Raw genomic sequence first — 26,695 nt, 5'->3', positions numbered from 1 at the left:
TGTATAAAATGTTTATTCCTAAAAAAAGTAAATATAGAAAGGTATTTAAGGGAAAAATTAAGGGTAGTACAAAAGCTGGTGATACGTTATCTTTTGGGGATCATGGCTTAAAAGCTATAGAGGCGGGTAGGATTCAATCTAAGCATATTGAAGCTGTAAGACGTGTGATATCTAGAACATTAAAACGTTCTGGTAAAATGTGGGTAAGAATTTTTCCTGATATTCCTGTGAGTAAAAAACCAGCTGATGTGCGTATGGGTAAGGGAAAAGGTAGTGTTGAATTTTGGGTATTTAAAGCTAAGCCTGGTAGGGTGTTATTTGAAATTAGTGGTAGTGTTCCTGTACATTTGGCAAAATTAGCACTTGAAAAAGCAATTGCTAAACTTCCTGTAAGATGTAAGTTTGTATCTAATCATAGTTAAATGGGAAGTTTATATGAATATAGTTGAGATTAGGTCAAAATCCTCGAAAGAGTTATATGAAATGCTTCCAAATTTAAGGAAAGAATTTGTTAATTTAGTTTTTCAAAAAAAATTAGGACAGTGTAGTAATATTGTGCGTTTCGGTTTAATGAGGAAAAGTATAGCTCGTATTTTAACTGTATTGAATGAAAGAAAAATAAAGGGGATGAGGAATGCCTAAGAAAGTTTTATGTGGTGTTGTAGTTAAAGCTGAGTGTAATAAAACTGTAAAGGTTTTAGTGTTGCAAATATATAAGGATAAACTGTATAAAAAGGTTATAAAGAAATATAAAAAGTATACAGTTCATAATGAAAATAATAGCTGTAAGGCAGGAGATAGGGTTTTTATACAGGAGCATAGACCTATTTCTGCTACTAAAAAGTGGATTATTGTTTGAGTAGGATAAGGAATATTGTGGTATGATTCAAAAAAATACATTATTAGAAGTGGCTGATAATTCTGGTGCACGTAAAGTACTTTGTATTGGGTTGTTAGGTGGTAAGAAATTTGCGTCTGTAGGTGATATAGTTATTGTATCTGCTAAATCCATCAACTCTAAGGGAAAGATTGAAAAAGGTAAAATATATAGAGCAGTTATTGTTAGAGTGAAGAGTCGTATTAGAAAGTCTGATAATTCTGTAATTTATTTTTCTAGTAATGCTGTAGTTTTAATTAATAGTGAAGGTGAACCGCTTGGTACTCGGGTATTTGGTCCAGTAAAAAAATTGCCATCTGGTTTTTTTATGAAAATAATGTCATTGGCTGTTGAGGTTTTATAATGAGTGCAAAAATAAAAAGTGGTGATGACGTTATAGTTTTAACTGGTAGAGATAAGGGAAAAATTGGTAAAGTAATAAGAATATTAATACACAATGCTAGAAAAAGAGCAATTGTTTCTGGAGTAAATATATATAAAAGGCATGTAAAACCTAAAGCTGGTGATAGTGGTGGTATATTAGATAAAGAATTAACTATCGATATATCTAATATTGCAATATTAGATCCTAAGTATAAAACTTCAACTAGAGTAGGATTTAAGATTGTAGATGGTAAAAAAGTACGTTTTGCGAAAGTTTCTGGGGAAAGAATAGAGTAAGTATAGTTGATATGTTTAAAGAATTATATCGGGATAGTATAGTTCAATCCTTGAAAAATAAATTGAATTATAGTAATGTAATGCAAGTGCCTAGACTTATCAAGGTATGTATTAATATAGGGATCGGGGGGGATGCTGTTTTAGATAGTAAAACAATGAGTGAGCAGTTTAATTGGTTATATTTAATTACGGGACAAAAACCTGTTTTTACCTCTGCAAAAAAGTCTATTTCTGGATTTAAGATAAGAAAAGGTGCTATAGTAGGTTGTAAGGTGACTTTACGTAAAGATAAAATGTATGAATTTTTAGAGAGGTTAATATATATTGCTTTACCACGGGAAAAAGATTTTAGGGGATTTAGTGTAAGACAATTTGATGGAAATGGTAATTTTTCTTTTGGTATAAAAGAACATATCTCATTTTTAGAAGTAGATTATGATAAAGTAAGTAAAATTAGAGGTATGGATATCAATATTATAACGAGTACAACTAGTGATAAAGAAGCAAAGCAGTTGTTATTAGCTTTTAAATTTCCTTTTTTTGATTGATTGAAAGGTATAGTGTATGGCAAAAAAGTCTATAATACAGAGAAATCTTCGTAGAATTAAGTTATGTGATCAGTATAGAGAAAAGAGAAGGGAGTTAAAATCTATAATAAATAATAAAAGTATATCTATGGGTGAGAGATTTGCTGCTCAAAATAAACTGATTAAAAAATTGCCTAGAGACTCTTCTAAAATTAGGATTAGAAATAGGTGTATTTTAACTGGTAGACCAAGGGGAGTATATAGGAAATTTGGTTTATGTAGAGTTGTTTTGCGTGATTTATGTGCTTTTGGAAAAATTCCAGGAGTGACCAAGTCTAGTTGGTAATATGATATTTAAAAAAAGGGTATAATTGTGGCATGTTCTGATAGTATTGGTGATTTCTTGACAAGAATACGTAATGCTCAATCAGCAATGCATAGGACAACGAGGGTTTTATTTTCTAGAGTAAATTCTTCTATATTAAAGATTTTGAAAGATGAAGGATATATTCTTGATTATCAGAAAGAGATTATAAGTAATATTCCATTTTTTATTATAAAATTGAAGTATTATAAAAAATTGCCTGTAATTAGTGATATAGTTAGAATATCAAAACCTGGTTGTCGTTGTTATTCTAAATATAAAGACGTTGCTAAAGCTTATAATGGGCTTGGTATTTTTATTATATCTACGTCTAAAGGAGTAATGACTGATTATAGTGCACGTAAATTAAGAGTTGGTGGAGAAATTTTGTGTCGTGTCTTTTAAGTAAGGGAGGAAGTTTATGTCCCGTGTAGGTGCTGCACCTATTAATATACCTACTAATATTTTAGTTAAATATAATGATGGTAAGATATTAATAAAAAGTGCCAAAGCAGAAAGATGTCTTAAATTAGATAATAATATTATATGTTGTATTATTGGGAATCAATTGTTGCTTTCTATTGATCAAAGTAAGGGTAATTATGATGAAATAAAATCTATGTGGGGTACTTATAGAAGTAATATTAATAATATTATTAATGGTATGGTTAGTGATTTTTCTGTTGATCTTGAGATTAATGGTATAGGATATAAAGCAGAGTGTGATGGTGAGTATTTGACTTTATCCCTTGGTTATAGTCATAATATTAAGTATAAAGTTCCTAAAGATATTAAGATTGAATGTATAAAACCGATTTATTTAATGGTAAGTGGCATGGATAAACAAAAAGTATATATGGTAGCATCTGATATATGTAGGCTTAGAAAATATGATCCTTATAAAGGTAAGGGTGTTATAATAAAAGGAAAATTTGTATTACGTAAAGTTGTAAGCAAAAAAAATTGATTAGAATGAAAAGGTTATATAATTTTTTAAGTAGTTTTGAAAAAAGGAAATTACGTAATAGAAAGAAGCTTAATAGTTATGGTAATAAGCATTTACGTATATCTGTATTTAAGTCTAATAAGCATTTTTATGTTCAATTAATCAATGATGAAAAAGGAATGACTCTCGCTTCTGTTTCTACTTTAGATGCTAAAATTAGGGGTACATGTAAAGGTAGAGTTAATGCTGAAGCTGTAAGACAAGTTTCTTCTTTAATGATTGAACGGTTATCTAATATGAAATTAGAACAAAAACTGGTATTTGATCGTGGAGCATATAAATATACAGGGTTAATTTCTCAATTTGCTGAAGCTTTAAGAAGTTATGGGTTTAAGTTTTAGAGAGTTTTAATATGGTTGTAAAGAATTTACAAGATAATAATGATTTATTAGAGCTTTTAGTTTCTGTACGGAGAGTAACAACAGTTACAAAAGGTGGTAGGAGGTTTTCATTTTCAATTTTGGTTGTTGTTGGAGATGAGAAGGGTAGAGTAGGGTGTGGAATGGGTAAACATGCAGAAGTTGCTGAAGCTAGGATAAAGGCTGTAAATGCTGCAAAAAAATCAATGATTAGAGTGTATTTGCGTGAAGGTAGAACCTTACATCATGATATTAAAGCTAAGTTTTGCTCTGGCGAAATAGTTTTAAGGGCTGCTAGAGCTGGAACAGGTATTATTGCTGGTGGAGCGGTAAGATCAGTGTTTGAGGTGTTAGGTATAAAAGATGTAGTAGCCAAATCTACAAGATCAAATAATCCTCATAATGTTATATGCGCAGTTTTTGAGGCTTTTAGTGATATGTTATCTCCTCGTCAAGTTGCTAGTAAGAGAGGTAAAAAGATTAGCGAGATAGTTGGAAATAGGTAAGATGTGAATAATTTTATAAAATTAAATTATTTATTTAATAAATTATCAAAAAAAAGGAAGCCTAAGTTGCTAGGTAGAGGTATTGGTTGTGGTAAAGGTAAAACATCTGGTAGGGGGCATAAGGGTCAGAAGGCTAGAAGTGGTGTTTCTATAAATGGGTTTGAAGGTGGTCAACAGTCTATATATACTCGTTTACCTAAAAGAGGTTTTAACCCTGTACGTCAGAAAGTATGTTCAGTAATTAATGTAGGTGATGTGCAGCGTTTAATAAGGGATAAGAAAATAATGAAGGGTTCTGTTATAGATAAGCAAGTGCTGTGTAAATTGGGTTTTATAAGGTCTGTTGAAGATAAAATTAAGCTTCTTAATAAGGGTAGGTTAAATGATGAATGTGTATTTTATGTTGACTTTGCGTCGAAAGCTGCAAAGGAATCTGTAGTTTTAGTTGGCGGTAATGTAGAAGTAGTATATTAAATGAGCAGCAAGTCCGCATTTAATAATTTGGATCCTGCATTATTGTATAAAGGTGATTTATTAAAGCGTATATTTTTTACGTTAATTGCTTTAATTTGTTATCGTTTAGGTACTTATGTGCCTATTCCTGGGATTAATCTTGATGTTATTAATGATATTTTTCCTAAAGAAGCTTCTGGTGTCTTTGGGGTGTTTAATCTATTTTCTGGTGGTGCATTAGCTAGAATGACAATTTTAGCATTAAGTGTTATGCCATATATAGTTGCATCTATAGTTATGCAGTTATTATCTTCTATTGTTAAGGGAATTAATGAAGTTAAGAATGATGGAGAGTTGGGACGTAGAAAGATGAATTCTTATATATATTATATGACTATAATATTTTGTATATTTCAATCAGTTACTATTTTGATCGGGTTGGAAAGAATGAATAGAGAGGAAATATTAGTTGTTGTTGAACCTGGTTTTATGTTTCGTACAGTAGGGGCCTTTAGTCTTTTAGGTGGAACTGTATTTTTGATATGGCTTGGTGAACAAATTAGTGCTAGTGGTGTAGGTAATGGAATTTCGTTAATTATTTTTACAGGTATAATATCGGAGTTACATAGTGCTTTTTCAGCATTGTTAGCATTAAATAAGAGTGGTAGTATATCATTGTTTATTATCTTTTTTATTTTAGTAGTATTCTTTTTGCTATTGCTTTTGGTTATTTTTACAGAGTCTTCTTATAGAAAAGTTATTGTTCAGTATCCTAGAAAACAGTTTAAAAAATTACATAATGACGATTTTACTTATATACCATTAAAGATTAATCTATCTGGTGTAATACCAACTATTTTTGCCAATGCAATTTTATTAACTCCTATTTCGATTGCAAATTTCTATAAAGGGTATAAGTTTTCTAATTTTATTTTAAATTACTTTATAGCAAATAAAATAATTTATATTATAGCTTACTTGATACTTATAGTGTTTTTTAATTTTTTTTATACTAATTTTATATTTAATCCAGAAGAAAATGCTAATTTTCTTAAGAGAAATGGGGGTTTTATACCTGGTAGGAGACCTGGAAAACATACTTCTGATTATCTTCAAGAAATAGTTTTAAGATTAACATTCATTGGTTCTGTGTATCTGGTAATTATATGTGCTGTGCCTGAAATTATAAGATATTGTTATAATATACCATTTATTTTTGGTGGAACAAGCTTATTAATTATAGTTAATGTTGTTACCGATACTATTATGCAAATACAATCTTATATTTTTTCAAATAAGTATGATAGTTGGATAAAGAAATATGAATCTAAAACAAGGAAATTAAGATGATTCTTACGGTTTTTGGTCCTCCTGGTTCCGGTAAAGGTACTCAGTCGAACTTTTTAATAACAAAGTATAGTTTAGAGTTAATTTCAGTAGGAGATTTGTTAAGAAATATTATATCTAGTGATAGCGAGTTAGGTAAAGAGGTAAAAGATGTTGTAGAATCTGGTAATTTAATTCAGGATGAAGTTATATGTAAATTATTGTATGACCAACTTATACTGATGAATGATAATTTTTTATTAGATGGTTTTCCTAGGAATTTAAATCAAGCTTATTTTTTGACTAAAATTTTGCAAGAAAGATACAATAGAGATGTGGATATTGCTATTGAATTAGGAATTAATAATAAAGTTGCAATTGATAGATTAAGAAATCGTCTTGTATGTTTGGATTGTAAAGGTATATATAGTACATCTTTTTTTGGTAATGGTAACATTAGTGATAATAATCTTATTTGTATAAAATGTAAAAGTACAAAGTTAAGAAGAAGAATTGATGATTCTAATTTATCTGTGATTAATAAAAGAATAAGGGATTATTATGTACAGATAAAAAATTTACGTAGATATTATAAAGATAAGTTATTAATAGTTAATGCTAATCTTAATGTTATTCAGGTGAAGCAAGCGATTGAAAATAAAATTTCTTCTTGTAATTTAATTTAATTCTAGTTTATTGTATAGTTATGAGTTAAAGATTATTTTAATAGTTGGAGTATTATTAGTGCGTATTGCAGGTGTAAATGTTCCGGTAAAGAAATGTGTTCCTTTTGCATTAACTTATATATATGGTATAGGTATTGCTACTGCAAATATAATTTGCTATGCTTGTAAAATTAATAAGAATGAACGTGTTTTAGAACTGCAAAGTGAGGATATAGAAAGAATTAGTAGTTTCATTAGGAAGAATTATATTATAGAAGGTGAGCTTAGAAAAGAAATAGCTATGAATATAAAATCTTTGGTGGAAATGGGGTGCTATAAAGGAATAAGACACAAGAAAGGTTTGCCTGTAAGAGGACAAAGGACTCATACTAATGCTAGGACTTGTAAGGGTTATAAATCTCGTTTGTTTGTTTCTGGAAATAAGTAAAGTTTATTGTTATTATGGGTTTATGAAAAGGGTCGGAGCAATTGGTAAAAGTGTAAGGAAATTTGTTACTGGGGTTATTTATATTCGTGCGACTTTTAATAATACTTTTATAAATGTAACTGATGTTCAAGGTAATACTTTATACCAAACTTCTGTTGGTGCACATGGTTTTTCAGGTTCAAGAAAGTCTACACCTTATGCTGCGGGTAAAGCTTCAGAAGCTGCTGCAAAAATTGCAGTAGAAAAATTTGGTATGAAAGTTGTTTCTGTAATAATACGTGGTCCAGGTTTTGGAGCTGAAGCTGCTGTGAAAGCGTTGCAAGGTTGTGGGTTAACAGTAACCTCAATTGCAGATAAAACTGCAATTCCTCATAATGGATGTAGGTTAAGGAAAAAAAGAAGAGTATAGAATATTTTAGAAGGCTATTTTATGTATCGTAATGATAATATTAGTATTTTTAATAACTTAGGTAAATTAACTAGACCTAATTCAATTAAGGTATTACCAGGTGATTCAGATGAAAGAGGTGATATAGTACTTGAACCATTGGAGAGTGGTTTTGCTTTGACACTTGGTAATGCGTTAAGGCGTGTAATGTTATCTTCTCTTATAGGTAGTGCTGTTTATGGAATAAGAATTGAAGGTGTAACTCATGAATTTACTTCAATTCAGGGGATAAGAGAGGATGTGACTGATATAGTGTTGAATGTGGGTATGTTGAGATGTAAGTTAAATGGTATTTCCAATAAATGTCTAAATTTGAATGCTAAAGGACCTTGTCAAGTAGTGGCTGGGATGATAGAGACTGATGATCAGTGTTTTATTGTTAATAAAGATTTGTTAATATGTACACTGGGGCAAGATGTGAAGTTCAATATGATTATATATGTAGCTAGTGGAAAAGGTTATCTTCCTGTTACTAAATATAAAGAAAATGAACTTTTAAGGTTTGTTAATGGGCAAGATCTAAAGGGATTTATTCCAGTTAATGCTTTGTATAGTCCTATCAATAAGGTTTCATATAGAGCAGAGAATAGTCGTGTTGGTCAAGTTACTGATAAGGATAAACTGATATTGTCGATTGAAACTGATGGTACAATTTCTCCAAGTCAAGCTGTTGATTCTGCTGCAAGGATATTACAGGAGCAATTGCAGCCTTTTATTAGTTCTGATGTTGGTCATAAAAAATTACAAATTTCTTCTTCTAGTAGTTATAAAGATTTAGGTTATGATCCTATCTTATTGCGTAAGGTAGATGAAATGGAGTTGTCTGTTAGATCACATAATTGTTTAAAGAATGAGAATGTTATTTACATAGGTGATCTTGTTCAGAGAACTGAGAGTGAGATGTTAAGGACTGCTAATTTTGGTAGAAAATCCTTAAATGAAATTAAGGCAGTTTTAAATAATTTTGGTTTATCTTTAGGTATGAATATTCCAAATTGGCCGCCTAAGGATATAGATGAGTTAGCTAAGCAACATACTGATGAAGATTGAATAATATATGAAGCATGGAATAAAGAGACGTAAATTATCTCGTCGAACTGAACATAGATTATCGATGTTAAAAAATTTATCTATTTCTTTAATCAATCATGAGCAAATTGTAACTACTTTGCCAAAAGCAAAAGAACTGCGTCCATATGTAGAAAAGTTTATTACAATTGCTAAGAATAAAAATACTTTACATGGTAGGAGACTTTTACTTTCACGCCTTCATAATAATGAGTTGGCAGTGAACAAATTATTGACTATTCTAGCTAGTCGTTATCAAAATCGTAATGGTGGATATTCTAGAATAATAAAGCTTAATACTCGAAGGGGTGATTGTGCTTCGATGGCAGTAATAGAACTGGTTGATAGGGATACTACAGCAAAAGGTAAAGTTAATAATAAAAATAAAGAAGAAAATAGAATGATTGTAAGGGGTTAACTGTTATATGATTTTTGATGTAATTTGATTTTACTTTAATTAAAATTTAAAAAAATTTGATTTTTTGTTATAATTGTGATAATTATAAGTTTATATTTTTAGTTACAATAATGCTGAGGTTTTTTTTCTTGATTTTTATATTTATAGTGTTTGTTCCATTATCGGACGTTAATGCAAGGAAGTATATTAGAATCGTTGGGTCCTCAACTATTTTCCCTTTTATTTCGTTTATAGCTGAAGATTTTGGTCGTGTATTTTCTTTTAAAACTCCAGTTGTAGAGTCAATAGGAAGTGGTTCAGGGTTCAAGATGTTTTGTTCTGGAATAGGGGAGAATACACCAGATATTGCTACTTCATCTCGTCCTATAAAAGATGTGGAAAAGGAATTGTGTGAAAGGAATAAGGTGAGTGAAGTGATGGAGATTATTATTGGATATGATGGAGTTGTAATTGCAAACTCAAATCGAAGTTATAAATTTGATTTTACGAAAAAAGATTTGTTTGAAACTCTGTCTGCGTATTCACAAGAAAGTGGAAAGTTGGTAAGGAATAATAAAAATTTTTGGTTTGATATAAATCCAGCTTTACCAAAAACAGAAATCAAAATTTATGGTCCACATCAAAATTCAGGTACGTATAATACTTTAATTAATTTTATTATGCTTGACCAATACTCATGTATGAGTTCAAAAATTTTTAAAGAGAACTATAGTGATTTAGAAGAGAGAAGGAAAGCATGTAGTAGTATAAGAGATGATGGAAGGTATATAGAAGTTGGAAGTAATGAAAATGTAATAATACAAAAACTGAAAAGTAATGAAGATGCTTTAGGGATATTTAGTTTTAGTTTTTTGATAAGAAATCAAGATAAAGTACAAGGAAGTACAATTGCAGGAATTGAGCCAACTTATGAAAATATATCTTCGGGGAAATATATCCTAGCAAGACCTTTGTATCTTTATGTAAAAAAAGAGCATTTTAATACTGTTGAGGGGCTAAGAGAATTTATTAGAGAAGTAATAAATTTAATTAGTACTAAAGATGAATATTTGTCTAAGCTTGGTCTGATTCCACTTTCAAGTGGTGATATAGAGAAGGTTTTAATAAAAGCTCATGATATAATGTAATATCTTTTGCTTAAAAAGAGAATGGAGTTTATGAAAAGTTACTAAAGTTTGTAGGGTTTTTTATGTTTAATTATATTGAGAGTTTTTATTGTTAGATAGTTAATATATAAGAATAATAAAGATTTATATAACTACTTAGTTATGTAAGGGTGCTTGTTGTTTTATGTTTTTTTTGATTTGTGGATGAAGTGAGTTATTATGTAAAGTTTTTATAGTAAATAAAATTGCTTATGAAGATATGTTGATTTTAAGTTTTGTTTTCTTAGTATTTTATTTTGGTAAGTTTACTGCATATAATATACATTGTATAAATTAATTTTATTTATTTCAGTCTTAACTTTTTTTTTAACTTGATATAATATGTAATGCTTTTTATCTATAAGTTGAATTAAAATAGAAGATTTTGTTCATGTTTGAGGTTGCAAAATCTCTTTTGTTTTTTACTAACTTAATGCAAATTGATAAAGTAAAATTTAATGTAAATTTTGAGAGTGATAAGTTTTTATATAATTTAATTTATTAAGAAGTTTAGAATTTATGATTATGTTTTACTGTTTATTATAAATGAAAATTAATTTTAGTATTTAGAATAAGTGACTGTTATTATATAGTATAAACCTTTTAATTATAAGGTTGATGTAATTTTTATTATTTTTTTATACTAGCTATACTTTTATTATAATAATGTTTATATTATGTATGTATTTAAGAAAATAAGATTTCTAAATTTATTATTTATTTAAGCTTAAAAAACGTATATGATAATGTTATTTCACTTAAATCTTTTGTGCTATTATCATGCATTATTTCAGGGTCTATGTAAAAAGATACTGGCATAGCTGCTTTTTGTTTTGGTAATAGTGGTTGTTCTTCAAAGCAAAAGCAGGCAATTTTGTTAAAATATTTGCCTGCTTTAAAAGGTGTGACATTATATACTGCCATTCCAAATGAGGGACGGTTAGATAAATTTTTTGCGTGATAAAAAGCTAAGTTTTGTTCTCCTATATTTACATCAATATAGTTAGTTTCTGGATTAAATTCCCATGATAAATCTGGCATTACATTGGCATCGAAGTAGACCCTGATTTTTTGATTAGTTACATTTGTGGTGGTTGTATTGATTGTTTTTTTAGTCGTGCCACCATATCCGGTAACTTTACAGAAAGTGCTATATAGCGGCACTGATATATATGTAAGACATAGCATCAATATTACTAAGAGTATTAGAGATAAAATTGTGAAACCTTTATTATTCTTTTTTAAGAAAGAAAACATTTAATCTCTATTGTTAAATAAATGAAGTAGCCTGAGTAAATTGAGAAAGATATTGATAAAATCAAAATAAAGATTGGTTGCACCAAGTATAGCTAGTTTGGTAGCTGCAACTTCTGAACCATCGTTATATCTATAATAAATATCTTTGATTCTTTGTGCATCATATGCAGTTATCAAGGTAAAAATTATTACTGATATGAATGATATTGCAAAATAAAGAGGGGTACTTCCAAGAAATAAATTAACTATGGATGCAATAATTATTCCCCAGATTCCCATAATCAAGAAAGAACCCATGTTGGTTAGATCTTTTTTTGTAGCGTTACCATATAAGGCCATAGAGCTAAACATAGCTGATGTGATAAAAAATGCTCTTGCTATGTTTTTTGCAGTGTAAATTATAAAAATATGGGATAAAGAAAGTCCCATTAGGACTGAGAATAAGAAGAATATAGTAACTGTAGATTGAGCGCTCAAGTATTGGAGTCTGAAAGACATATAAAACACCATTGCTACTGGAGAAAACATTACTATAAGTGATAGAATAGGATTAGAATAAATAACCTGGAAAAGACCGAAGAACACAGTTAAAAATGCAACAGTACCGGTAACACCTAAAGCTATAGCCATGTAATTGTATACTTTGGTCAAATAGCTTCTAAGCCCAGCACTATAATAGATACCTTGAGAGTAAACATCTCGCTCATTTCTCATGTAAGACATAAATATAACTCCTTTTTATTCCTTAAATATTATTATAAGATAAGACTGTATCTTTATCAAGTGAAAAATTACTTTAATTATATTATAGTGGTAATTATATTATAGTGGTGTTTTAATGTAAACAGAGTATAATCCTATTGCTACTGCATTTGAAACATTTAAGCTATTAATTGAGTTTGATATTGGAATTTTTAAAAGATAATCACAATTTTCTTTAACTAATTTTCGTATTCCTTTTTCTTCAGAACCAAAAATGATTACTTTTTTTCCCAAAAAGCTTTTTATTTCATTTATATACTTTTTTGCATTGTTATCAAATCCATAACACCAATAGCCAACCTTTTTTAAATATTTTATAATTTGAACTATGTTTGTAACATGTATTAGGGGAATTATATCTAATGCTCCACTTGCTGCTTTTGCGATAGATGCATTTTTTTTAGGTGAATTGTGATATGGTAGAACTACTGCATCAACATTGAAACAAGCGGATGTTCTTGAAATTGATCCTATATTGTGTGTATCAGTGATTTGATCTAAAATGACTATAGTGGAGTTATTATTTGAATTTTGTGCTAACTCTTTGATGTTTAAGTTATGGAAAATAGGGGAAACTTTTAAAGCAATGCCTTGATGGTTAGCACTTTTTGGTAAAAAGTTATTGAGTATTTTATTTTTTACTAATTGTACTTTAATACACTTGTTATTTATATATTGCTTAATTTTTTCTTTATGTTTTTTGTAGAAATTTTCTGTTATTAATAGTTCTATACACTGCCTATTTTTATTTTTTAGTGCTGATATACAAGTGTGCTTTCCATATAGCCAAAAACTCTCGTTAATTTTTGATTTCATTAAATTTAGAATCTTAAATTTTATAAAATTAAGTAGCATTTTACTATATTTAATATTATTATAGAATAATAAGGTTGATTAGTCTATCTATGTTAGATGATGAATTGGATTGGGCAAAGAATGTTAAACCAATAAAATCTGAGAGAGTAACTTTAAGAAGTCGCTATAAAATAGATATAAAACCTGTAATTGATAGGGACATACCTTGTTTGCGAGAAGATTTTTTTAACATTAATAGTGGTAGTTTGCCATTTTGTCTTGACTATAACACAAAGTTAAAAATTGATAAAGGAAAATGTTTGATAAATAATAAGCTTGACTTACATGGTTATAGTATAGAGGATGCATACTCTAAATTAATAGATTTTATTATTGAAAATTATAAAGTAGGAAATAGGTATTTATTAATAATCACAGGACAAAGTAATATAGTAGGTAAAACGGAAATTATAAAGAATAATTTGAGTAAGTGGTTAAATAATAGTAAAATTCAGTACATGGTTTTATACTATCGACAAGCTATAAAAAGGCATGGTGGTAAAGGAGCTTTTTATGTTTTGTTAAGAAAAAATAAAAAGTTGAGGTCTTGATTTATTTTTAAAAAATTAAGTAAAATATTAACGTTTATATTAAAATGTATGGTATTTTTATATTTTCAGTGTTGAGGATGATTAAACTATTTTAAATTTATGCAACTATTTTTAGTTATGAAATATTTTAAAAAATTTATTTATTTTAAGGGAAAATATAATACTAAAACATAGATAGCATGAAAAGTTTAATATAAAAAATTAACCACATAATATTATTTTATTGTTGAATTTGCAAATGTTAAATAATTAAAATACTTTCAGTTTAATGAAAATGGGAAAACTGATAGAGTTTATAAGTAACTAGTCATTATTTTGTTATGCAAAATTCTTTTTAATTTTCATATATCCGGAGTAATTCTTGTGCGTTAGCCTTTATTAAAGTAGGACATTTTTTGCTATTTAATAATGAATGTAGTATTTTAATTGCGCCTTTAATGTCATTATTATGTATTTTTATTATAGCAATGGCTTCTTGGCTTGAATAAGGATATATTGTGCTTGATTTTAAGTTATTGATTTTATCTTTATCTATTTTTTTACCATAGAGAAATAAACTCATTATTTCTAAATATTGTGCTAATTCACGTAAAATATTAGGAACATCTTTATTGTTTGCTATATCATTGTAAATGAATATAGCATATGTTGATGTTGAATTTGAGATGTGATTGAATGCATTTTCAAAATTTGCTAAATATTTCCAGCTTGAGTCTACTTCTTCTAATAATTTAGTGTCTTTTTTTAAAAAAAATGTCTTATAAAATTTATTGCCTGCAATTGTAGATCGCTTTATGTTATTAGTATAGTGTAATAAATATAATATGATAGCAATTAGTACTGGCATCGATATCAATAACAAGATATATTTTTTCATAGTAATATTCTTAAATAAATATGTGTTTATATATTAATACTTTATGATTTGTAAAAACATATTGACACTACGTTATATCACATGATAATATTTTTTAAAGGTTGTTTGAATAGTTGAAGATTAAAATATTTCTAAAGTAGAAATAAAGACAGCAGTATAAAGCTAAATTATCCTATATTGGATTATTTGATATACCTTTAACTTTTTATAAGTTAAAGTTTAAATTTGAGAGTTTGATCCTGGCTCAGAATGAACGCTGGCGGCAGGCTTAACACATGCAAGTCGAACGGGATTTGTTATAGCTTGCTATAATATAATCTAGTGGCAGACGGGTGAGTAATGTATAGGAATCTACCTAGTAGTACGGAATAATTATTGGAAACGATAACTAATACCGTATACGCCCTACGGGGGAAAGATTTATTGCTATTAGATGAGCCTATATTAGATTAGCTAGTTGGTAGGGTAATGGCCTGCCAAGGCTATAATCTATAGCTGATCTGAGAGGATGGTCAGCCACACTGGAACTGAGATACGGTCCAGACTCCTACGGGAGGCAGCAGTGGGGAATATTGGACAATGAGCGAAAGCTTGATCCAGCCATGCCGCATGAGTGAAGAAGGCCTTTGGGTTGTAAAGCTCTTTCAGTGAGGAAGATAATGACGGTACTCACAGAAGAAGTCCTGGCTAACTCCGTGCCAGCAGCCGCGGTAATACGGAGAGGGCTAGCGTTATTCGGAATTATTGGGCGTAAAGAGCACGTAGGCTGGTTAGTAAGTTAAAAGTGAAATTCCAAAGCTTAACTTTGGAATTGCTTTTAAAACTGTTAACCTAGAGGTTGAAAGAGGATAGAGGAATTCCTAGTGTAGAGGTGAAATTCGTAAATATTAGGAGGAACACCAGTGGCGAAGGCGTCTATCTGGTTCAAATCTGACGCTGAGGTGCGAAGGCGTGGGGAGCAAACAGGATTAGATACCCTGGTAGTCCACGCTGTAAACGATGAATGTTAAATATGGGGAGGGTACTTTCTGTATTATAGCTAACGCGTTAAACATTCCGCCTGGGGACTACGGTCGCAAGATTAAAACTCAAAGGAATTGACGGGGACCTGCACAAGCGGTGGAGCATGTGGTTTAATTCGATGCAACGCGAAAAACCTTACCACTCCTTGACATGGAAATTGTACCTATTCGAAGGGATAGGGTCGGTTTGGCCGGATTTCACACAGGTGTTGCATGGCTGTCGTCAGCTCGTGTCGTGAGATGTTAGGTTAAGTCCCGCAACGAGCGTAACCCTTATCCTTAATTGCCATCGGGTGATGCTGGGGACTTTAAGGAAACTGCCAGTGATAAACTGGAGGAAGGTGGGGATGACGTCAAGTCATCATGGCCCTTATGGAGTGGGCTACACACGTGCTACAATGGTGGTTACAATGGGCTGCAAAGTCGTGAGGCTAAGCTAATCTCTTAAAAGCCATCTCAGTTCGGATTGCACTCTGCAACTCGAGTGCATGAAGTTGGAATCGCTAGTAATCGTGGATCAGCATGCCACGGTGAATACGTTCTCGGGTCTTGTACACACTGCCCGTCACGCCATGGGAATTGGTTTCACTCGAAGCTAATGACCTAACCGCAAGGGGGGAGTTATTTAAAGTGGGATCAGTGACTGGGGTGAAGTCGTAACAAGGTAGCAGTAGGGGAATCTGCAGCTGGATTACCTCCTTAGGCTTTGTGTATAATTTACTATATTTAATAATAGTGTTATTATGCACTATACTGCTGTCTTTACTTCTGCTTTGTTTCATTTTCTTATTCTAATTTTGGTATGGGTTTTATGAGTGATAGGCCTCTTTCTCCACATTTACATATATATAAAATACAGATTACTAGTTTTTTTTCTATTATACATAGATTAACTGGTATTTTTTTATTTTTTTTGTTAGTAGTACTTTCTTGGTATTTTATATTATATGTCTATTTTCCTGAACTGTTTATAGTAAGGTACTTAAATGTATTATTATCTGCTTTTATTGCTAAGTTAGCTTATATTTTATGTTTTGTGAGCTTTTTATACCATTTTTTTAATGGTGTTCGTCATTTATTATGGGATATGGGACTTAATTTAGAAATGACTGGTGTTTCAAGAAGTGCTATTTTAATAACAATAATACTTCTTCTTTCTACTATAACTTTTTTATTTATGTTTATATGATTCAGTCTAGAAATTCAATATATCGTTGGTGGGTACAACGTATTTCCGCAGTGATCTTGCTACTTTTATTTCCTTGGTTTATTTATTTATATCTTTCTACATTTTATACTAATTATTCTCTGTCTTTTAATGAAAAATTGCTTCTGGCTATTAGTCATCCTCTAGAACTTTTATTTTTTATTGTATTATTATTTTGTATTTTCTGGCATGCAGTTCTTGGAATGCAAGTAATATGCGAAGATTACATATACAGTATATCTATAAGAGTTTTTATAGTTACATGTATAAAGTATTTATCGAGTGCTACTTATATAGTTCTTGCCTTTACAGTTCTTTTTTTTTATAGGCGCATTTTTCTATTATGAATTATTGATTTTATGTTAATATATCGTTAAATGTATTAATTTTATTATTGAACTATATATTTATAGTAATTTTGGTAGATTAATATGATGTTAAAGGTACTCAAGAAAGTAGGAATAAGTTGTATACTAAAAATAAAAGGTCTATTTGCTTCATTTGAATCCCAGGCTGTTTATGTCAAAGATCTCAGAAAAGTGATAGTATATAAAGATGGGAGAAAGCTTAAATATCCAAAAAATTATGATCGTATTGTTAAGTTAGGTAAAATCATAAAGAGTGAGGATAGTAATAATGATAGTATGTATGAGCTTTGCTATGATAGATATAAGTATAATTTAATTTCTGTTGCAGAAAATGAAAAAGGAAATTCTTTTATAACGAAAGACGGTAAAGGTTATTTTACTATTAAATTTTTAGTTTATAAGGGTAAACTCAGTAAAGATGAATGTAATGATAATGATGATTATTGTGGATTTTATAAGCCATTTAAGTTTAAAAAAATTGATCTTGTAAAATATTTACCAGTTTTTGAGATTGATACTAGTTCACTTAAGTTAATTAATTCTTCTGTACTTACTAAGGAAGAGAAAAATGGAAGAGGTGAGGTTCATAAGGTGATTGATGAAAAAGGAAGAAATGGAGAATTGTTGTATACTAGTGATTATAAAAAACTTAATACTAGTTTTTTTGAAATTAGAGATCAAAATAATAATCTTGAATTAGATAAAAGTCTTATATCTGTTCCTATTGTTTTTATTGTGGGTTTAGTTAAGATTTGTACTAAGTTGCTAGCTTTTATTCCTATAAAATTAGGAAAGTGTTTAATAAGTAGGCAAAGTCCAGTTGTAAAGTCTTGTGGTTATCTTTTATTTGCTTTTGTAATAATAGTAAAAAATTTAGTAAATATGGGAGCTACTATATTAAAAGTTATAATTTTGTTATTTGTAGCAAACAAAGAAAAGTATGGTGATGCTTATTTAACGATGTGGAATTGTCAATTAAGTAAGTGCTGGGAAGAATTTATGAAGGATTTTAGTGTTATTAAAATTGAAGAGAGGGAAGAAAAATTAGGAAATATGGATAATAGAAAGATTATAGGTACATGGAGAGAGCTTAATGCTAAAAGGTTATTTATTGAAAAAAGCTTAAAGAATGAGATAAATGAAAGTAATGGAAGTATAAGTCAATCTAGAGAACAGAGCTTGAAGAAGGAGAAATTGCAAAATGAGATTAGTGAAGGAATGGCGGAGTTTAGTAGTCAGAGAAATAAGGATTTTTATGTTAGAAGAGAGAAAAGTAGGAGAGGTTTACATCAAAAGCAAGATACTATGCTATATATGCATTAGTTAGTGAGTGATGTTCTAAGTTAATATTTATTTTTACTTTAATTATTTTATAACAAAGTTTATATATATTATATTCTTAATATAAGTATTAGTTGTTCAATTTAAATTTAATTAAATATGTTTTATACTACCATGTAGTGGACTTTGACTTTTATTAAGTAGAATCAGTTTTAGAAAATATTTAGTTATAATGTTCTGTTTTAGGGGTTTTTGCTTTTTTTGTTAAAACTAAAAAGATGTCTATAGATGTTATAATTATTATGTAAGTGTATAAATGTTAGTGTGAATTATGGGAATTATATGTATTGCAGGAATGTAAAGTGTTTTAAAGTTGGTAGAGTTAGGAATAATAACATTAGCTGTAGAGCTACTGTTTTTTTAGTAAAATAAAAAAAGTCTATATAAATTAATCATGAATATAACTGTATCAATGTGTTTTAATTGGAAAGAAGATGTTATATTGTATGATAGAGAAGTTTTTTTAATGAAAAAATTTTATAAAAGGAATTTAAACATGTCATGAATGAGGTAAGAAAAATTTATTCTGATTTTCAAGTTTGTATTATGTAATATAAAATTTTTCTTAACTGGATAATGAGTTATGTTTATGTTATAAGATAATAAAGTTTATATATTTATTGGTCATTTTGGTATTTAGATATTTTTTGAGTTAAATAAGAGATTTGATAGTTAATTTATTAGCGTATAACTGGAAAAAAGTAAGTTTTAATACAATACGGAAGGGATAATGATTAAGGAGTTTTTACTAAAAAGAAGTTAAAGAAAAATTTTTTTTTAGTAAAATTTTAAGTTATAATGCTTAACTTCAAAATATTTCTAGAATGTCTATTGCTTTCGAAGTTACTATTGCTATTCACTATTTGCGGGCAAAAAATACTAGGTTTTGCTCTATAATGACTTTGTTTTCTGTTGTTGGTATTGCTCTTGGGGTTACTACATTAATAGTAGTAATGTCTGTAATGAATGGGTTTAGGGTAAAGTTGCTTGATTCAATACTTGGTATTGATGGTCATGTTAATGTTTTTTTTGATAAAAGTATGAATTCGGATTATCATACAGTATCAAAATCGATTGAAAAAATTTCAGGTGTATTAAAAGCTATTCCTATGATTAGTGATCAGGTGATTGTTGCAGCTAATGGTAAAATTGCGGGTAGTATAGTACGGAGTGTATCAGTTGAAAACTTGTTTTATAATACTTCTATTACGAATAATGTGATTATGGGTAATGTAAAAAATTTTGATGAAGGGATAATAGTAGGAGCTAGATTAGCAGAAGCTTTGAACATTAATTGTGGTGACAAGATTGTACTTATATTACCTGAAGGATTTGATATGTTATTTAATGTAATGCCGAGAATGAAAGAATATGAAGTTATAGCTATATTTGATATAGGTATGTTTGAGTATGATAGTATCTTAATATATATGCCCATAAAGTTAGCACAGGATTTTTTTAATTATAAAGAAGATAGTGTGCGAAATATAGAGGTATTTATAGATGATATTACTAAAGCAAGTGAGTTAGCACAGGTTATAGAAAAAGAAATAGGAATGAAAGCTGAAAGCTGGCAATCGCAACATATTCACTATTTTCATGCTTTAAAAACTGAAAAAAATGTAATGTTTTTAATTCTTGCTTTAATGATAGTGGTGGCGGCATTCAATATTGTTTCAAATTTAATGATAATGGTACAAGAAAAGAAATTAGCGATTGCAATTATGCGTACATTTGGTGCAACAAGTGGAAGTATCATGCGCATATTTTGTATTTGTGGTTTACTTATTGGTTTTATAGGAACTTGTCTTGGTTGTATTATAGGTGTTATTTTTTCCCTTAATGTTGAGAGTATTAGAGTATTTTTAGAAAATATTACTAATACTAAATTGCTTGATCCTATGATATACTTTTTCTCAAGTTTACCAGTAATATTAGTTCCCCAGGACGTAGTGAATATTTCTGTACTTGCATTATTATTATCATTTTTAGCAACAATTGTTCCTGCATTATGTGCGGCTGCACAAGATCCTGCAGAGATATTATGTTACGAGTGATATTTAGGTGATATATATTGATCTCTACTTTTTAATTGTAGATTGCTATGTTACTTAAGTTTTCTATTTAGAATAGAAAAGTAAAGAGTTTTTTTTCTGTTTAAAGAAATTAAAGTTTAATTATTGTGTATAAATATAATAAAGCCTTAATATTGGGTTTAAATTTGGTAGGTAGAGAGAATATATTAAATAAGTTGAAAGTTTTTCTAAAGTTTAAAAGGTAGTTTACTTAATTTTTTTTAATTGTATTTATGTGCTTTTGCTATCTTATTTCATGAATATCACTAATATAATAAATAGAAGCAAGGAATAAAAAAGGATTACTTCTTTTTAAAGCTTCGTTAATGTAGATTTTAGTTATATGGATTTCATAAATTAATAAAAACTTAAATAAATAGAGTGATAGGTATCTTTATTGAATAATTGGTTATAATTTATAGGGTTAATTTTGTAAACTACTTTTATTTTAGCGATTGTAATTTAAGAGCTTTATTTTTTTAATATAATAAAATAAAATCTTTTTAGTTAGTTTAAAGTCTTCTAAAGTATTTCCTTCACATCTTGCTGTAATGCAGCTTTGTGTGTTTGACACTCTAAGAAGCCACCAGCTTTTATTATTGGTATTGATTACCTTAATACCATCAAGCTCTGAAAATGTAATATTTTGTTGCTTTAATATTTTTTTAATTAACTCAATTATTTGAAATTTTTTTTCGTCTTTAACTGAAATTTTTATTTCATGAGTAATATATAGTTTTGGTAGCTCTTCAATTATTTGAGATAAACTTTGTTTTTTTTTAAGCAAGATGTCAATAGCTTTTATAGCAGAATACATTCCATCATCAAAACCTAGTTCAGAAAAGAAAAAATGGCCGCTTGATTCACCAGCAAATTTTGCTTCTTCTTCTAGCATTTTCTTTTTAATTAATGAATGTCCAGTAGCACAAGTAATTATTTTTCCTCCTAAATTGCTTACAAAATCATATGCTTTCATACTCATTTTTATGTTAGCAATAACTTTGCTTTGTGGGTATTCTTTTAATACTTCCCGTACAAAAATCATAAATAAGTGGTCATTGGAGACAATATTGCCTTTATTATCAATCAAGCATAATCTATCACTATCTCCATCAAGTGCAATGCCAAGATCACATTTATCTTTTTTTACGATATCAATTAATTGAGTGAGGTTTTTTTTTTCTATAGGATCTGGATCGTGTAGTGGAAATGTTCCATCTATAGAATTGTTAACTATAATGTGCGTATGGCCGGATAAGAATGTTTCAATATATCTTAGTATTCCACTTATTGGGCTATTTCCACAATCCCAGGCCATTTTTAGCTTTTGTGTTGTATTACTTTTTAATGCTCTTTTTAATATATGAATATATTCACTATATATATTCATGTTAATTAAATTTCCAATTTTTGTACTATTTTTAATTGGATTACTTATAATTTCTTTTATTTCCTGATCTGAATAAGTTTTTTTGTTGCTAAAAAACTTAAAGCCATTGTAATCACGAGGGTTATGTGAAGCAGTAATCATAATACCAAGATCTGCTTGCATGATTTGTGTTGCAGTGTAGAGCATAGGTGAAGAGCATAATCCAATGCGTGCAGCATTTGCTCCGGATAAAGTTAAGCCTCTAATAAGTTCTTTTTCTATACTTGGTGAGTTTATTCTGCTATCATAACCTATACAAACATTGGATACAGTTTGACCAAACTTTCTGCCTATCTCATATCCATCGTTTATTTGTAGGTCTTTGCCTACTATTCCTCTAATATCATATTTTCTTATGATAGTATTATCCATATATTGATTACTTAAAATGGTTACTATATAGTATTGCAAAGAAATACTCAAGTTTCTTTTCTATTTATTTATATAATGAGGTTAAATTTTAGTATACTTTAAATTATAAAAATATGTTAGAAAAGAAATTAAAAAACTAAAAATTATAAAGTTAATGTTAATATTAGATAGAGACAGGATGAAATATTTAGTAAAGTATATATAGAAGTGGATTTTTTTCTACAACACTTTACTTTTGATAAGTAGAGAGTAGTTAAATATCTTCATTAAAATTGGATAATCTTTTTATAATAATGTATTAGTTCTAAATTTTAGTGAAGTTATAAATAACAAAATTTTTTTTTGGAGGGAAAGTATTATCTATAATGAACTTGTAAAGTTTTGAGAGAGTATATTTTTGTTTAAATAGATGAGGAAGAAAATATATGAAAGCATGATAATATTTTATATATTGCTGTGTAGTAGGGGAAGGGTAGTTTAATGATTGTAAATAATCATATAACATAAAAGTTTAAGAAGTTTATTGTTCTAATTTTATAGGTAGGTATTATTAAATATATTGTGTGGTGAGGAGTTTATTTTTTTTGTATAAATGGGATAATAAAGAGAAAATAAAGAAAAATGGGGATATTTATTTATATTATTGTGATCAATTTTTATATTTATTCGACATTACTATTTTAAAAAGCAGTACTCAATAGATTGTAGAAAGTAAATTTTCATGGTTTATATGTGTTTTTAGTAAGAAAGCTAGCCTTAGCTTCTTATAAGAAGCGAAACTATTTTTCGATGAATTTATGGTATAATTTATTGTGTAAGTTGAGTAAGGATTAGTTTTTCAATTTTATTGAAGTAAAAAATTGATTTCCATTACGATAAATAAGTAGCATTATGGCTTTTTTGCTGTTTTGCTTTTTTGCCAAATTTATTTGATTTTGAAAATTTTCAACATTTTCTACATCATGCTCATTTATTTGCATAATGATATCTCCTTTTCTGAGATCACGTAGTGTAGGATTCTTATGGATATCCACATTAGTAATTATTATTCCTTTTATAGATGTATTGCTTTCCTTTAATTCTTTTGATAGATTTGAAATGCTTAAACCAGCTACATAATCAGATGTTGATAAGTTTTCTTCTTGATTATTATCTTGGCTATCATTTATAGATTCTCCAATAGTAATCCTGATGTTCATTTCTTTACTTTTTCTCAATAATTTAATTTGCACTTTTTTTCCAGGTTCAGTTCTTGAAACCATTTGAGGTAATTGTGCCATTCTATCAACCACTTTACCATCAAATTCTAGTAATACATCACCTACTTTGATGCCACCTTTTTCTGCAGGGCTACCTTTTACTATACTCGCAATTAATGCACCTTTTGTGTCTTTTAAACCTAAAGATTCTGCAAATTCTACTGTTATACGCTGAACTTGTACGCCAAGCCAACCGTGTTTTACTTTTTTACCACTTTTTAATTTATCAATGATTGGTACAGCTATATTAGAAGGTATAGCGAAGCCTATACCTACATTTCCTCCAGACTCAGATGGAGAATAAATAGCAGTATTAATACCTATAACCTTTCCATTTAAATCAAATAGTGGTCCTCCAGAGTTGCCTCTATTAATTGCAGCGTCAGTTTGAATAAATTCATTCATAGTACCAATGTTGATGTCTCTAGACCTTGCAGATATAATTCCTGTACTTACAGAACCACCTAAACCAAATGGGTTACCTATTGCCATAACCATATCGCCAACTCTTGCTTTATCAGAATTACCGAGCGTTACAAAAGAAAGGTCTTTATCAGCTTTGATTTTAAGCACAGCAAGGTCAGTTTTTGCGTCATAACCTAGAACTTCTGCCTTGAAATAAGTATCATCGTTCATAGTGACTGTAATATGTTGAGCGTTTTTGATGACGTGGTAGTTGGTGACTATAGTTCCATTTTTATCTATAATAAATCCAGATCCGAGTAGTATTGCTTCTCTGCTAATATTAGGATTTTTATCTGTAAAAAATTGGTCAAAGTACTCAAAGAATTCTCTGAAACCATCAAAAAAATCATTTCTTGGTAATGGAGCTCTAGTTCTATTACTATTTCCTTGCTTAATCACTTGTTCACTTGAAATGCTTACGAATGCAGGAATGAGTTCTTCTACTAGATCGGCAAGTCCTTGATTGCAATTATTATTGTATGCAGAAGATGGGATGGTATTGCTACTTACAGCCTTCTCTGTACTCCAAAATACCCTAGCATACAGAGAGAATGAAATTAAAAGACATAAAAATATAGATAAAACTTTACTCCTCATAAATTTTATTTCCATCCCCTATTAAAAATATCTAAGAAATTGTTAGTTGGTGAAAGTATAAACTTGGTGTTATTTTCAGTAAACGATTTACTGTAAGCATTCATAGAACGGTAGAAGTTAAAAAACTCTTCATCAGCTTTGAATACTTCATTATAAATTTTGGTTGCTTCAGCATAGCCACGCCCTCTTATTTCATAGGCTTCTTTTACTGCGCTAGCAATAATTTCCCTTTTTTGTTTATCGGCCTTTGATCTAATTTCTTGTCCTATTTGTTCTCCTTTTGCTCTTATTTCTTTTGCTTCTTTTTCTCTTTCAGTTTGCATACGACGGAATATTGCAGAACTATTTTCCTCTGGCAAATCTGCCCTTTTAATTCTTACATCTATTATTTCTATACCAAATTTTCTAGCTTCAAAGTAAACTCCACGCTGAATTAATTGCATGACTTCTGATCTTTTTTCATTTAGTAGATTAATTAATGAAAATCTTACTATATTTTCTCTTAAGTGAGCTTCTATAATTGGGTATAACCTTCTGACTAGTCCTAACTCATTTCTTACAGTTTGATAAAAAGTAATAGGATCTACTATTCTATATTTTGCATAAGCGTCTACTATGATACGTTTTTGATCTGCGGTTATTACTTCTCTTGGAGTTGTATCTGGACTTAGATCTAAAACTCTTTTATCAAAGGATTCTACATTATTTATAAATGGCAACTTGAAATATAAACCACTTTCTCTAATATCTCTCACAACTTTACCTAATTGTATAACTATTGCTTGTTCTGCTTCTTGCACTATGAATATTGAGTTAAATATGAAGATTGAGAAAATAGCAAATATAAGAACGCAAGTAACCTTAGTATTATTAAACATAATTATTTCTCCAAGTTTGTAAGAGGTAAGTAAGAAAACACACCTTTTAAATCATCAGTGATAACAATCTTATCTGTTTTATTAAGAATATTTTCTATAGTTTCAAGGTAAATGCGGTTCTTAACAAGGGAGGGATTATGCTTATATTCTTTATAAAGAGATAGAAAATGATTTGCATTGCCTTTTGCTTCATTTATTATCTCATTTTCATATGCTTCTGCATCTAGCTTTATTTTTATTGCTTCACCTTTTGCTCGAGGTATAACATCGTTACTGTAAACATATGCCTCGTTTATAATACGTTCTTTATCCGCACGAGCACTTTGTACGTCTCTGAATGAGCTAATGACTTTTTCTGGTGGGTCTATTTTTTTCATTTGTATCGATAATATTTCTATACCCATTTGATATCCATCAAGAATTTGTTGTAGTAGAACTTTAGTATCTATTGGAATTTCTTGTCTACCTTGGCCAAGTGCAAAAGAGATTGTGTTTTTGCCTATTATTTCCCTCATAGCACTTTCAGCAGCATTTTTAACACTGAAACCAGGTTTATAGTCTCGTACTTTGAATAAGTAATCTTTAGCGTCTCTAACGCGCCATTGGACTTCAAAATTAACGTTAACTATATTCTCATCTCCAGTTAGCATAACGCCTTCACCTCGATCTGCATCTCGCCCATAAGAACTACTTATCCCAATTTCTTCACGATTTACTTCTTTAACATTAACCTTAAAAACTTTACCAATAGGATAAGGGAAGTGATAACGTAAGCCAGGTGTTTCTGTATTAGAATATTTACCAAAAATAACCTCTATGCCTTCTTCGCTTGGATGAACAATATAGAAACCAGTGCAAACGTAGAAGAATAAAATAATGAAAAAAATGATTAAATAAGGTTTTTTATTGCCATTTCTTGTTAAACCAGTAAAAAAATATCTTATCTCAGATATAACTTTACCGAAAATATCTTCATTATTAGAAATTTTATTTTTTATTGGTTTCTTTCCTAAATTCCAAGGATTGTTTTCATCAAACATAACGACTAATTTATAACTAATACACTAATATACTCCTTATAGTAGAAAA

At 29.2% G+C, this 26,695-nt stretch carries 32 protein-coding genes and 1 rRNA gene; 25 read left to right on the top strand and 8 right to left on the bottom strand.

Going from position 1 to position 26,695, the window contains the following annotated elements:
* Positions 1-8: 8 nt before the first annotated feature.
* From rplP to GOY14_RS02310, 19 genes are all read left to right on the top strand, one after another.
* The gene (rplP, locus tag GOY14_RS02400; protein WP_175809698.1) at positions 9-422 is read left to right on the top strand and encodes a 50S ribosomal protein L16; all 414 of its coding nucleotides are present in this window, start codon (positions 9-11) and stop codon (positions 420-422) included.
* Between the two features lie 13 nt (positions 423-435).
* The gene (gene rpmC, locus GOY14_RS02395; RefSeq protein WP_175809697.1) at positions 436-642 is read left to right on the top strand and encodes a 50S ribosomal protein L29; all 207 of its coding nucleotides are present in this window, start codon (positions 436-438) and stop codon (positions 640-642) included.
* On the top strand, positions 635-859 hold the full coding sequence (gene rpsQ, locus GOY14_RS02390; RefSeq protein ID WP_175809696.1) for a 30S ribosomal protein S17: 225 nt from the start codon (positions 635-637) through the stop codon (positions 857-859). Before rpmC ends, rpsQ begins: the two co-directional genes overlap by 8 nt.
* A gap of 22 nt (positions 860-881) precedes the next feature.
* The gene (rplN, locus tag GOY14_RS02385; RefSeq protein WP_175809695.1) at positions 882-1,241 is read left to right on the top strand and encodes a 50S ribosomal protein L14; all 360 of its coding nucleotides are present in this window, start codon (positions 882-884) and stop codon (positions 1,239-1,241) included.
* Entirely contained in the window at positions 1,241-1,558 is a 318-nt protein-coding gene (gene rplX / locus GOY14_RS02380) for a 50S ribosomal protein L24 (RefSeq protein ID WP_175809694.1), read from the top strand. Before rplN ends, rplX begins: the two co-directional genes overlap by 1 nt.
* A gap of 11 nt (positions 1,559-1,569) precedes the next feature.
* The gene (gene rplE, locus GOY14_RS02375) at positions 1,570-2,106 is read left to right on the top strand and encodes a 50S ribosomal protein L5 (RefSeq protein WP_175809693.1); all 537 of its coding nucleotides are present in this window, start codon (positions 1,570-1,572) and stop codon (positions 2,104-2,106) included.
* A 16-nt stretch (positions 2,107-2,122) separates the two neighbouring features.
* Positions 2,123-2,431, top strand: a complete 309-nt coding sequence (gene rpsN / locus GOY14_RS02370; protein WP_175809692.1) for a 30S ribosomal protein S14 — start codon at positions 2,123-2,125, stop codon at positions 2,429-2,431.
* 27 nt (positions 2,432-2,458) lie between these two features.
* Positions 2,459-2,854, top strand: coding sequence for a 30S ribosomal protein S8 (gene rpsH, locus GOY14_RS02365; RefSeq protein ID WP_175809691.1), 396 nt, complete (start codon positions 2,459-2,461; stop codon positions 2,852-2,854).
* A gap of 16 nt (positions 2,855-2,870) precedes the next feature.
* Complete coding sequence (gene rplF, locus GOY14_RS02360; RefSeq protein ID WP_175809690.1) at positions 2,871-3,416, top strand: 50S ribosomal protein L6; 546 nt, start codon at positions 2,871-2,873, stop codon at positions 3,414-3,416.
* Between the two features lie 5 nt (positions 3,417-3,421).
* Positions 3,422-3,796 (top strand): 50S ribosomal protein L18, encoded by a 375-nt coding sequence (gene rplR / locus GOY14_RS02355; protein WP_175809689.1) that lies wholly within the window; start codon positions 3,422-3,424, stop codon positions 3,794-3,796.
* A gap of 11 nt (positions 3,797-3,807) precedes the next feature.
* Complete coding sequence (gene rpsE / locus GOY14_RS02350; protein WP_175809688.1) at positions 3,808-4,320, top strand: 30S ribosomal protein S5; 513 nt, start codon at positions 3,808-3,810, stop codon at positions 4,318-4,320.
* A 3-nt stretch (positions 4,321-4,323) separates the two neighbouring features.
* Entirely contained in the window at positions 4,324-4,794 is a 471-nt protein-coding gene (gene rplO / locus GOY14_RS02345; RefSeq protein ID WP_175809687.1) for a 50S ribosomal protein L15, read from the top strand.
* Positions 4,795-6,123, top strand: a complete 1,329-nt coding sequence (gene secY / locus GOY14_RS02340) for a preprotein translocase subunit SecY (protein ID WP_175809686.1) — start codon at positions 4,795-4,797, stop codon at positions 6,121-6,123.
* Positions 6,120-6,785 carry an adenylate kinase family protein gene (locus GOY14_RS02335; RefSeq protein ID WP_175809685.1) on the top strand — a complete coding sequence of 222 codons (666 nt, stop codon included), beginning with the start codon at positions 6,120-6,122 and terminating at the stop codon, positions 6,783-6,785. Before secY ends, GOY14_RS02335 begins: the two co-directional genes overlap by 4 nt.
* A 40-nt stretch (positions 6,786-6,825) precedes the next feature.
* Complete coding sequence (rpsM, locus tag GOY14_RS02330; protein WP_175809881.1) at positions 6,826-7,212, top strand: 30S ribosomal protein S13; 387 nt, start codon at positions 6,826-6,828, stop codon at positions 7,210-7,212.
* 22 nt (positions 7,213-7,234) lie between these two features.
* Complete coding sequence (gene rpsK, locus GOY14_RS02325) at positions 7,235-7,621, top strand: 30S ribosomal protein S11 (RefSeq protein WP_175809684.1); 387 nt, start codon at positions 7,235-7,237, stop codon at positions 7,619-7,621.
* 21 nt (positions 7,622-7,642) lie between these two features.
* Positions 7,643-8,710 (top strand): DNA-directed RNA polymerase subunit alpha, encoded by a 1,068-nt coding sequence (locus GOY14_RS02320; protein ID WP_175809683.1) that lies wholly within the window; start codon positions 7,643-7,645, stop codon positions 8,708-8,710.
* A gap of 7 nt (positions 8,711-8,717) precedes the next feature.
* Positions 8,718-9,146 (top strand): 50S ribosomal protein L17, encoded by a 429-nt coding sequence (gene rplQ / locus GOY14_RS02315; protein WP_175809682.1) that lies wholly within the window; start codon positions 8,718-8,720, stop codon positions 9,144-9,146.
* A 110-nt stretch (positions 9,147-9,256) separates the two neighbouring features.
* Positions 9,257-10,273, top strand: coding sequence for a substrate-binding domain-containing protein (locus GOY14_RS02310; RefSeq protein WP_175809681.1), 1,017 nt, complete (start codon positions 9,257-9,259; stop codon positions 10,271-10,273).
* 735 nt (positions 10,274-11,008) lie between these two features.
* On the opposite strand, the gene GOY14_RS02305 is transcribed toward GOY14_RS02310, so the two are convergent.
* The 3 genes from GOY14_RS02305 to rlmB form a co-directional block, all read right to left on the bottom strand.
* A complete protein-coding gene (locus GOY14_RS02305) occupies positions 11,009-11,548 on the bottom strand; it encodes a cytochrome c oxidase assembly protein (protein WP_175809680.1) in 540 nt (179 codons plus the stop codon).
* The gene (locus GOY14_RS02300) at positions 11,549-12,271 is read right to left on the bottom strand and encodes a Bax inhibitor-1/YccA family protein (RefSeq protein ID WP_175809679.1); all 723 of its coding nucleotides are present in this window, start codon (positions 12,269-12,271) and stop codon (positions 11,549-11,551) included.
* Between the two features lie 99 nt (positions 12,272-12,370).
* Complete coding sequence (gene rlmB, locus GOY14_RS02295) at positions 12,371-13,126, bottom strand: 23S rRNA (guanosine(2251)-2'-O)-methyltransferase RlmB (protein WP_175809678.1); 756 nt, start codon at positions 13,124-13,126, stop codon at positions 12,371-12,373.
* 89 nt (positions 13,127-13,215) lie between these two features.
* Between rlmB and GOY14_RS02290 the strand changes: the two genes are divergently transcribed.
* Entirely contained in the window at positions 13,216-13,716 is a 501-nt protein-coding gene (locus GOY14_RS02290) for a Smr/MutS family protein (protein WP_175809677.1), read from the top strand.
* 334 nt (positions 13,717-14,050) lie between these two features.
* Here GOY14_RS02290 and GOY14_RS02285 read toward each other — a convergent pair whose 3' ends face one another.
* Positions 14,051-14,563 carry a DNA polymerase III subunit delta gene (locus GOY14_RS02285; protein WP_255419675.1) on the bottom strand — a complete coding sequence of 171 codons (513 nt, stop codon included), beginning with the start codon at positions 14,561-14,563 and terminating at the stop codon, positions 14,051-14,053.
* Between the two features lie 251 nt (positions 14,564-14,814).
* Between GOY14_RS02285 and GOY14_RS02280 the strand changes: the two genes are divergently transcribed.
* The 5 genes from GOY14_RS02280 (at position 14,815) to GOY14_RS02260 (ending at position 20,588) form a co-directional block, all read left to right on the top strand.
* Positions 14,815-16,317: ribosomal RNA gene (locus tag GOY14_RS02280) — 16S ribosomal RNA — on the top strand.
* Between the two features lie 109 nt (positions 16,318-16,426).
* Positions 16,427-16,804: a succinate dehydrogenase, cytochrome b556 subunit gene (sdhC, locus tag GOY14_RS02275; protein WP_175809675.1), complete on the top strand. Its 378-nt coding sequence runs from the start codon at positions 16,427-16,429 to the stop codon at positions 16,802-16,804.
* Positions 16,801-17,169, top strand: a complete 369-nt coding sequence (gene sdhD, locus GOY14_RS02270) for a succinate dehydrogenase, hydrophobic membrane anchor protein (RefSeq protein ID WP_175809674.1) — start codon at positions 16,801-16,803, stop codon at positions 17,167-17,169. Before sdhC ends, sdhD begins: the two co-directional genes overlap by 4 nt.
* An 87-nt stretch (positions 17,170-17,256) precedes the next feature.
* Entirely contained in the window at positions 17,257-18,513 is a 1,257-nt protein-coding gene (locus tag GOY14_RS02265) for a hypothetical protein (RefSeq protein ID WP_175809673.1), read from the top strand.
* Between the two features lie 842 nt (positions 18,514-19,355).
* On the top strand, positions 19,356-20,588 hold the full coding sequence (locus GOY14_RS02260) for a lipoprotein-releasing ABC transporter permease subunit (RefSeq protein WP_175809672.1): 1,233 nt from the start codon (positions 19,356-19,358) through the stop codon (positions 20,586-20,588).
* Between the two features lie 466 nt (positions 20,589-21,054).
* Here GOY14_RS02260 and GOY14_RS02255 read toward each other — a convergent pair whose 3' ends face one another.
* The 4 genes from GOY14_RS02255 to hflK form a co-directional block, all read right to left on the bottom strand.
* On the bottom strand, positions 21,055-22,407 hold the full coding sequence (locus GOY14_RS02255; protein ID WP_175809671.1) for a phosphomannomutase/phosphoglucomutase: 1,353 nt from the start codon (positions 22,405-22,407) through the stop codon (positions 21,055-21,057).
* A gap of 830 nt (positions 22,408-23,237) precedes the next feature.
* Positions 23,238-24,728 (bottom strand): DegQ family serine endoprotease, encoded by a 1,491-nt coding sequence (locus tag GOY14_RS02250; RefSeq protein ID WP_175809880.1) that lies wholly within the window; start codon positions 24,726-24,728, stop codon positions 23,238-23,240.
* A gap of 5 nt (positions 24,729-24,733) precedes the next feature.
* Positions 24,734-25,606: a protease modulator HflC gene (gene hflC, locus GOY14_RS02245; RefSeq protein ID WP_175809670.1), complete on the bottom strand. Its 873-nt coding sequence runs from the start codon at positions 25,604-25,606 to the stop codon at positions 24,734-24,736.
* 2 nt (positions 25,607-25,608) lie between these two features.
* Complete coding sequence (gene hflK, locus GOY14_RS02240) at positions 25,609-26,646, bottom strand: FtsH protease activity modulator HflK (RefSeq protein ID WP_175809669.1); 1,038 nt, start codon at positions 26,644-26,646, stop codon at positions 25,609-25,611.
* Positions 26,647-26,695 lie beyond the last annotated feature (49 nt).

Origin of the sequence: Wolbachia endosymbiont of Dipetalonema caudispina (genome assembly GCF_013365495.1) — a bacterium.
Classification (GTDB): domain Bacteria; phylum Pseudomonadota; class Alphaproteobacteria; order Rickettsiales; family Anaplasmataceae; genus Wolbachia.
The sequence above is the reverse complement of the archived record's forward strand: the minus strand, read 5'-3'. Positions and strand labels throughout refer to the sequence as shown.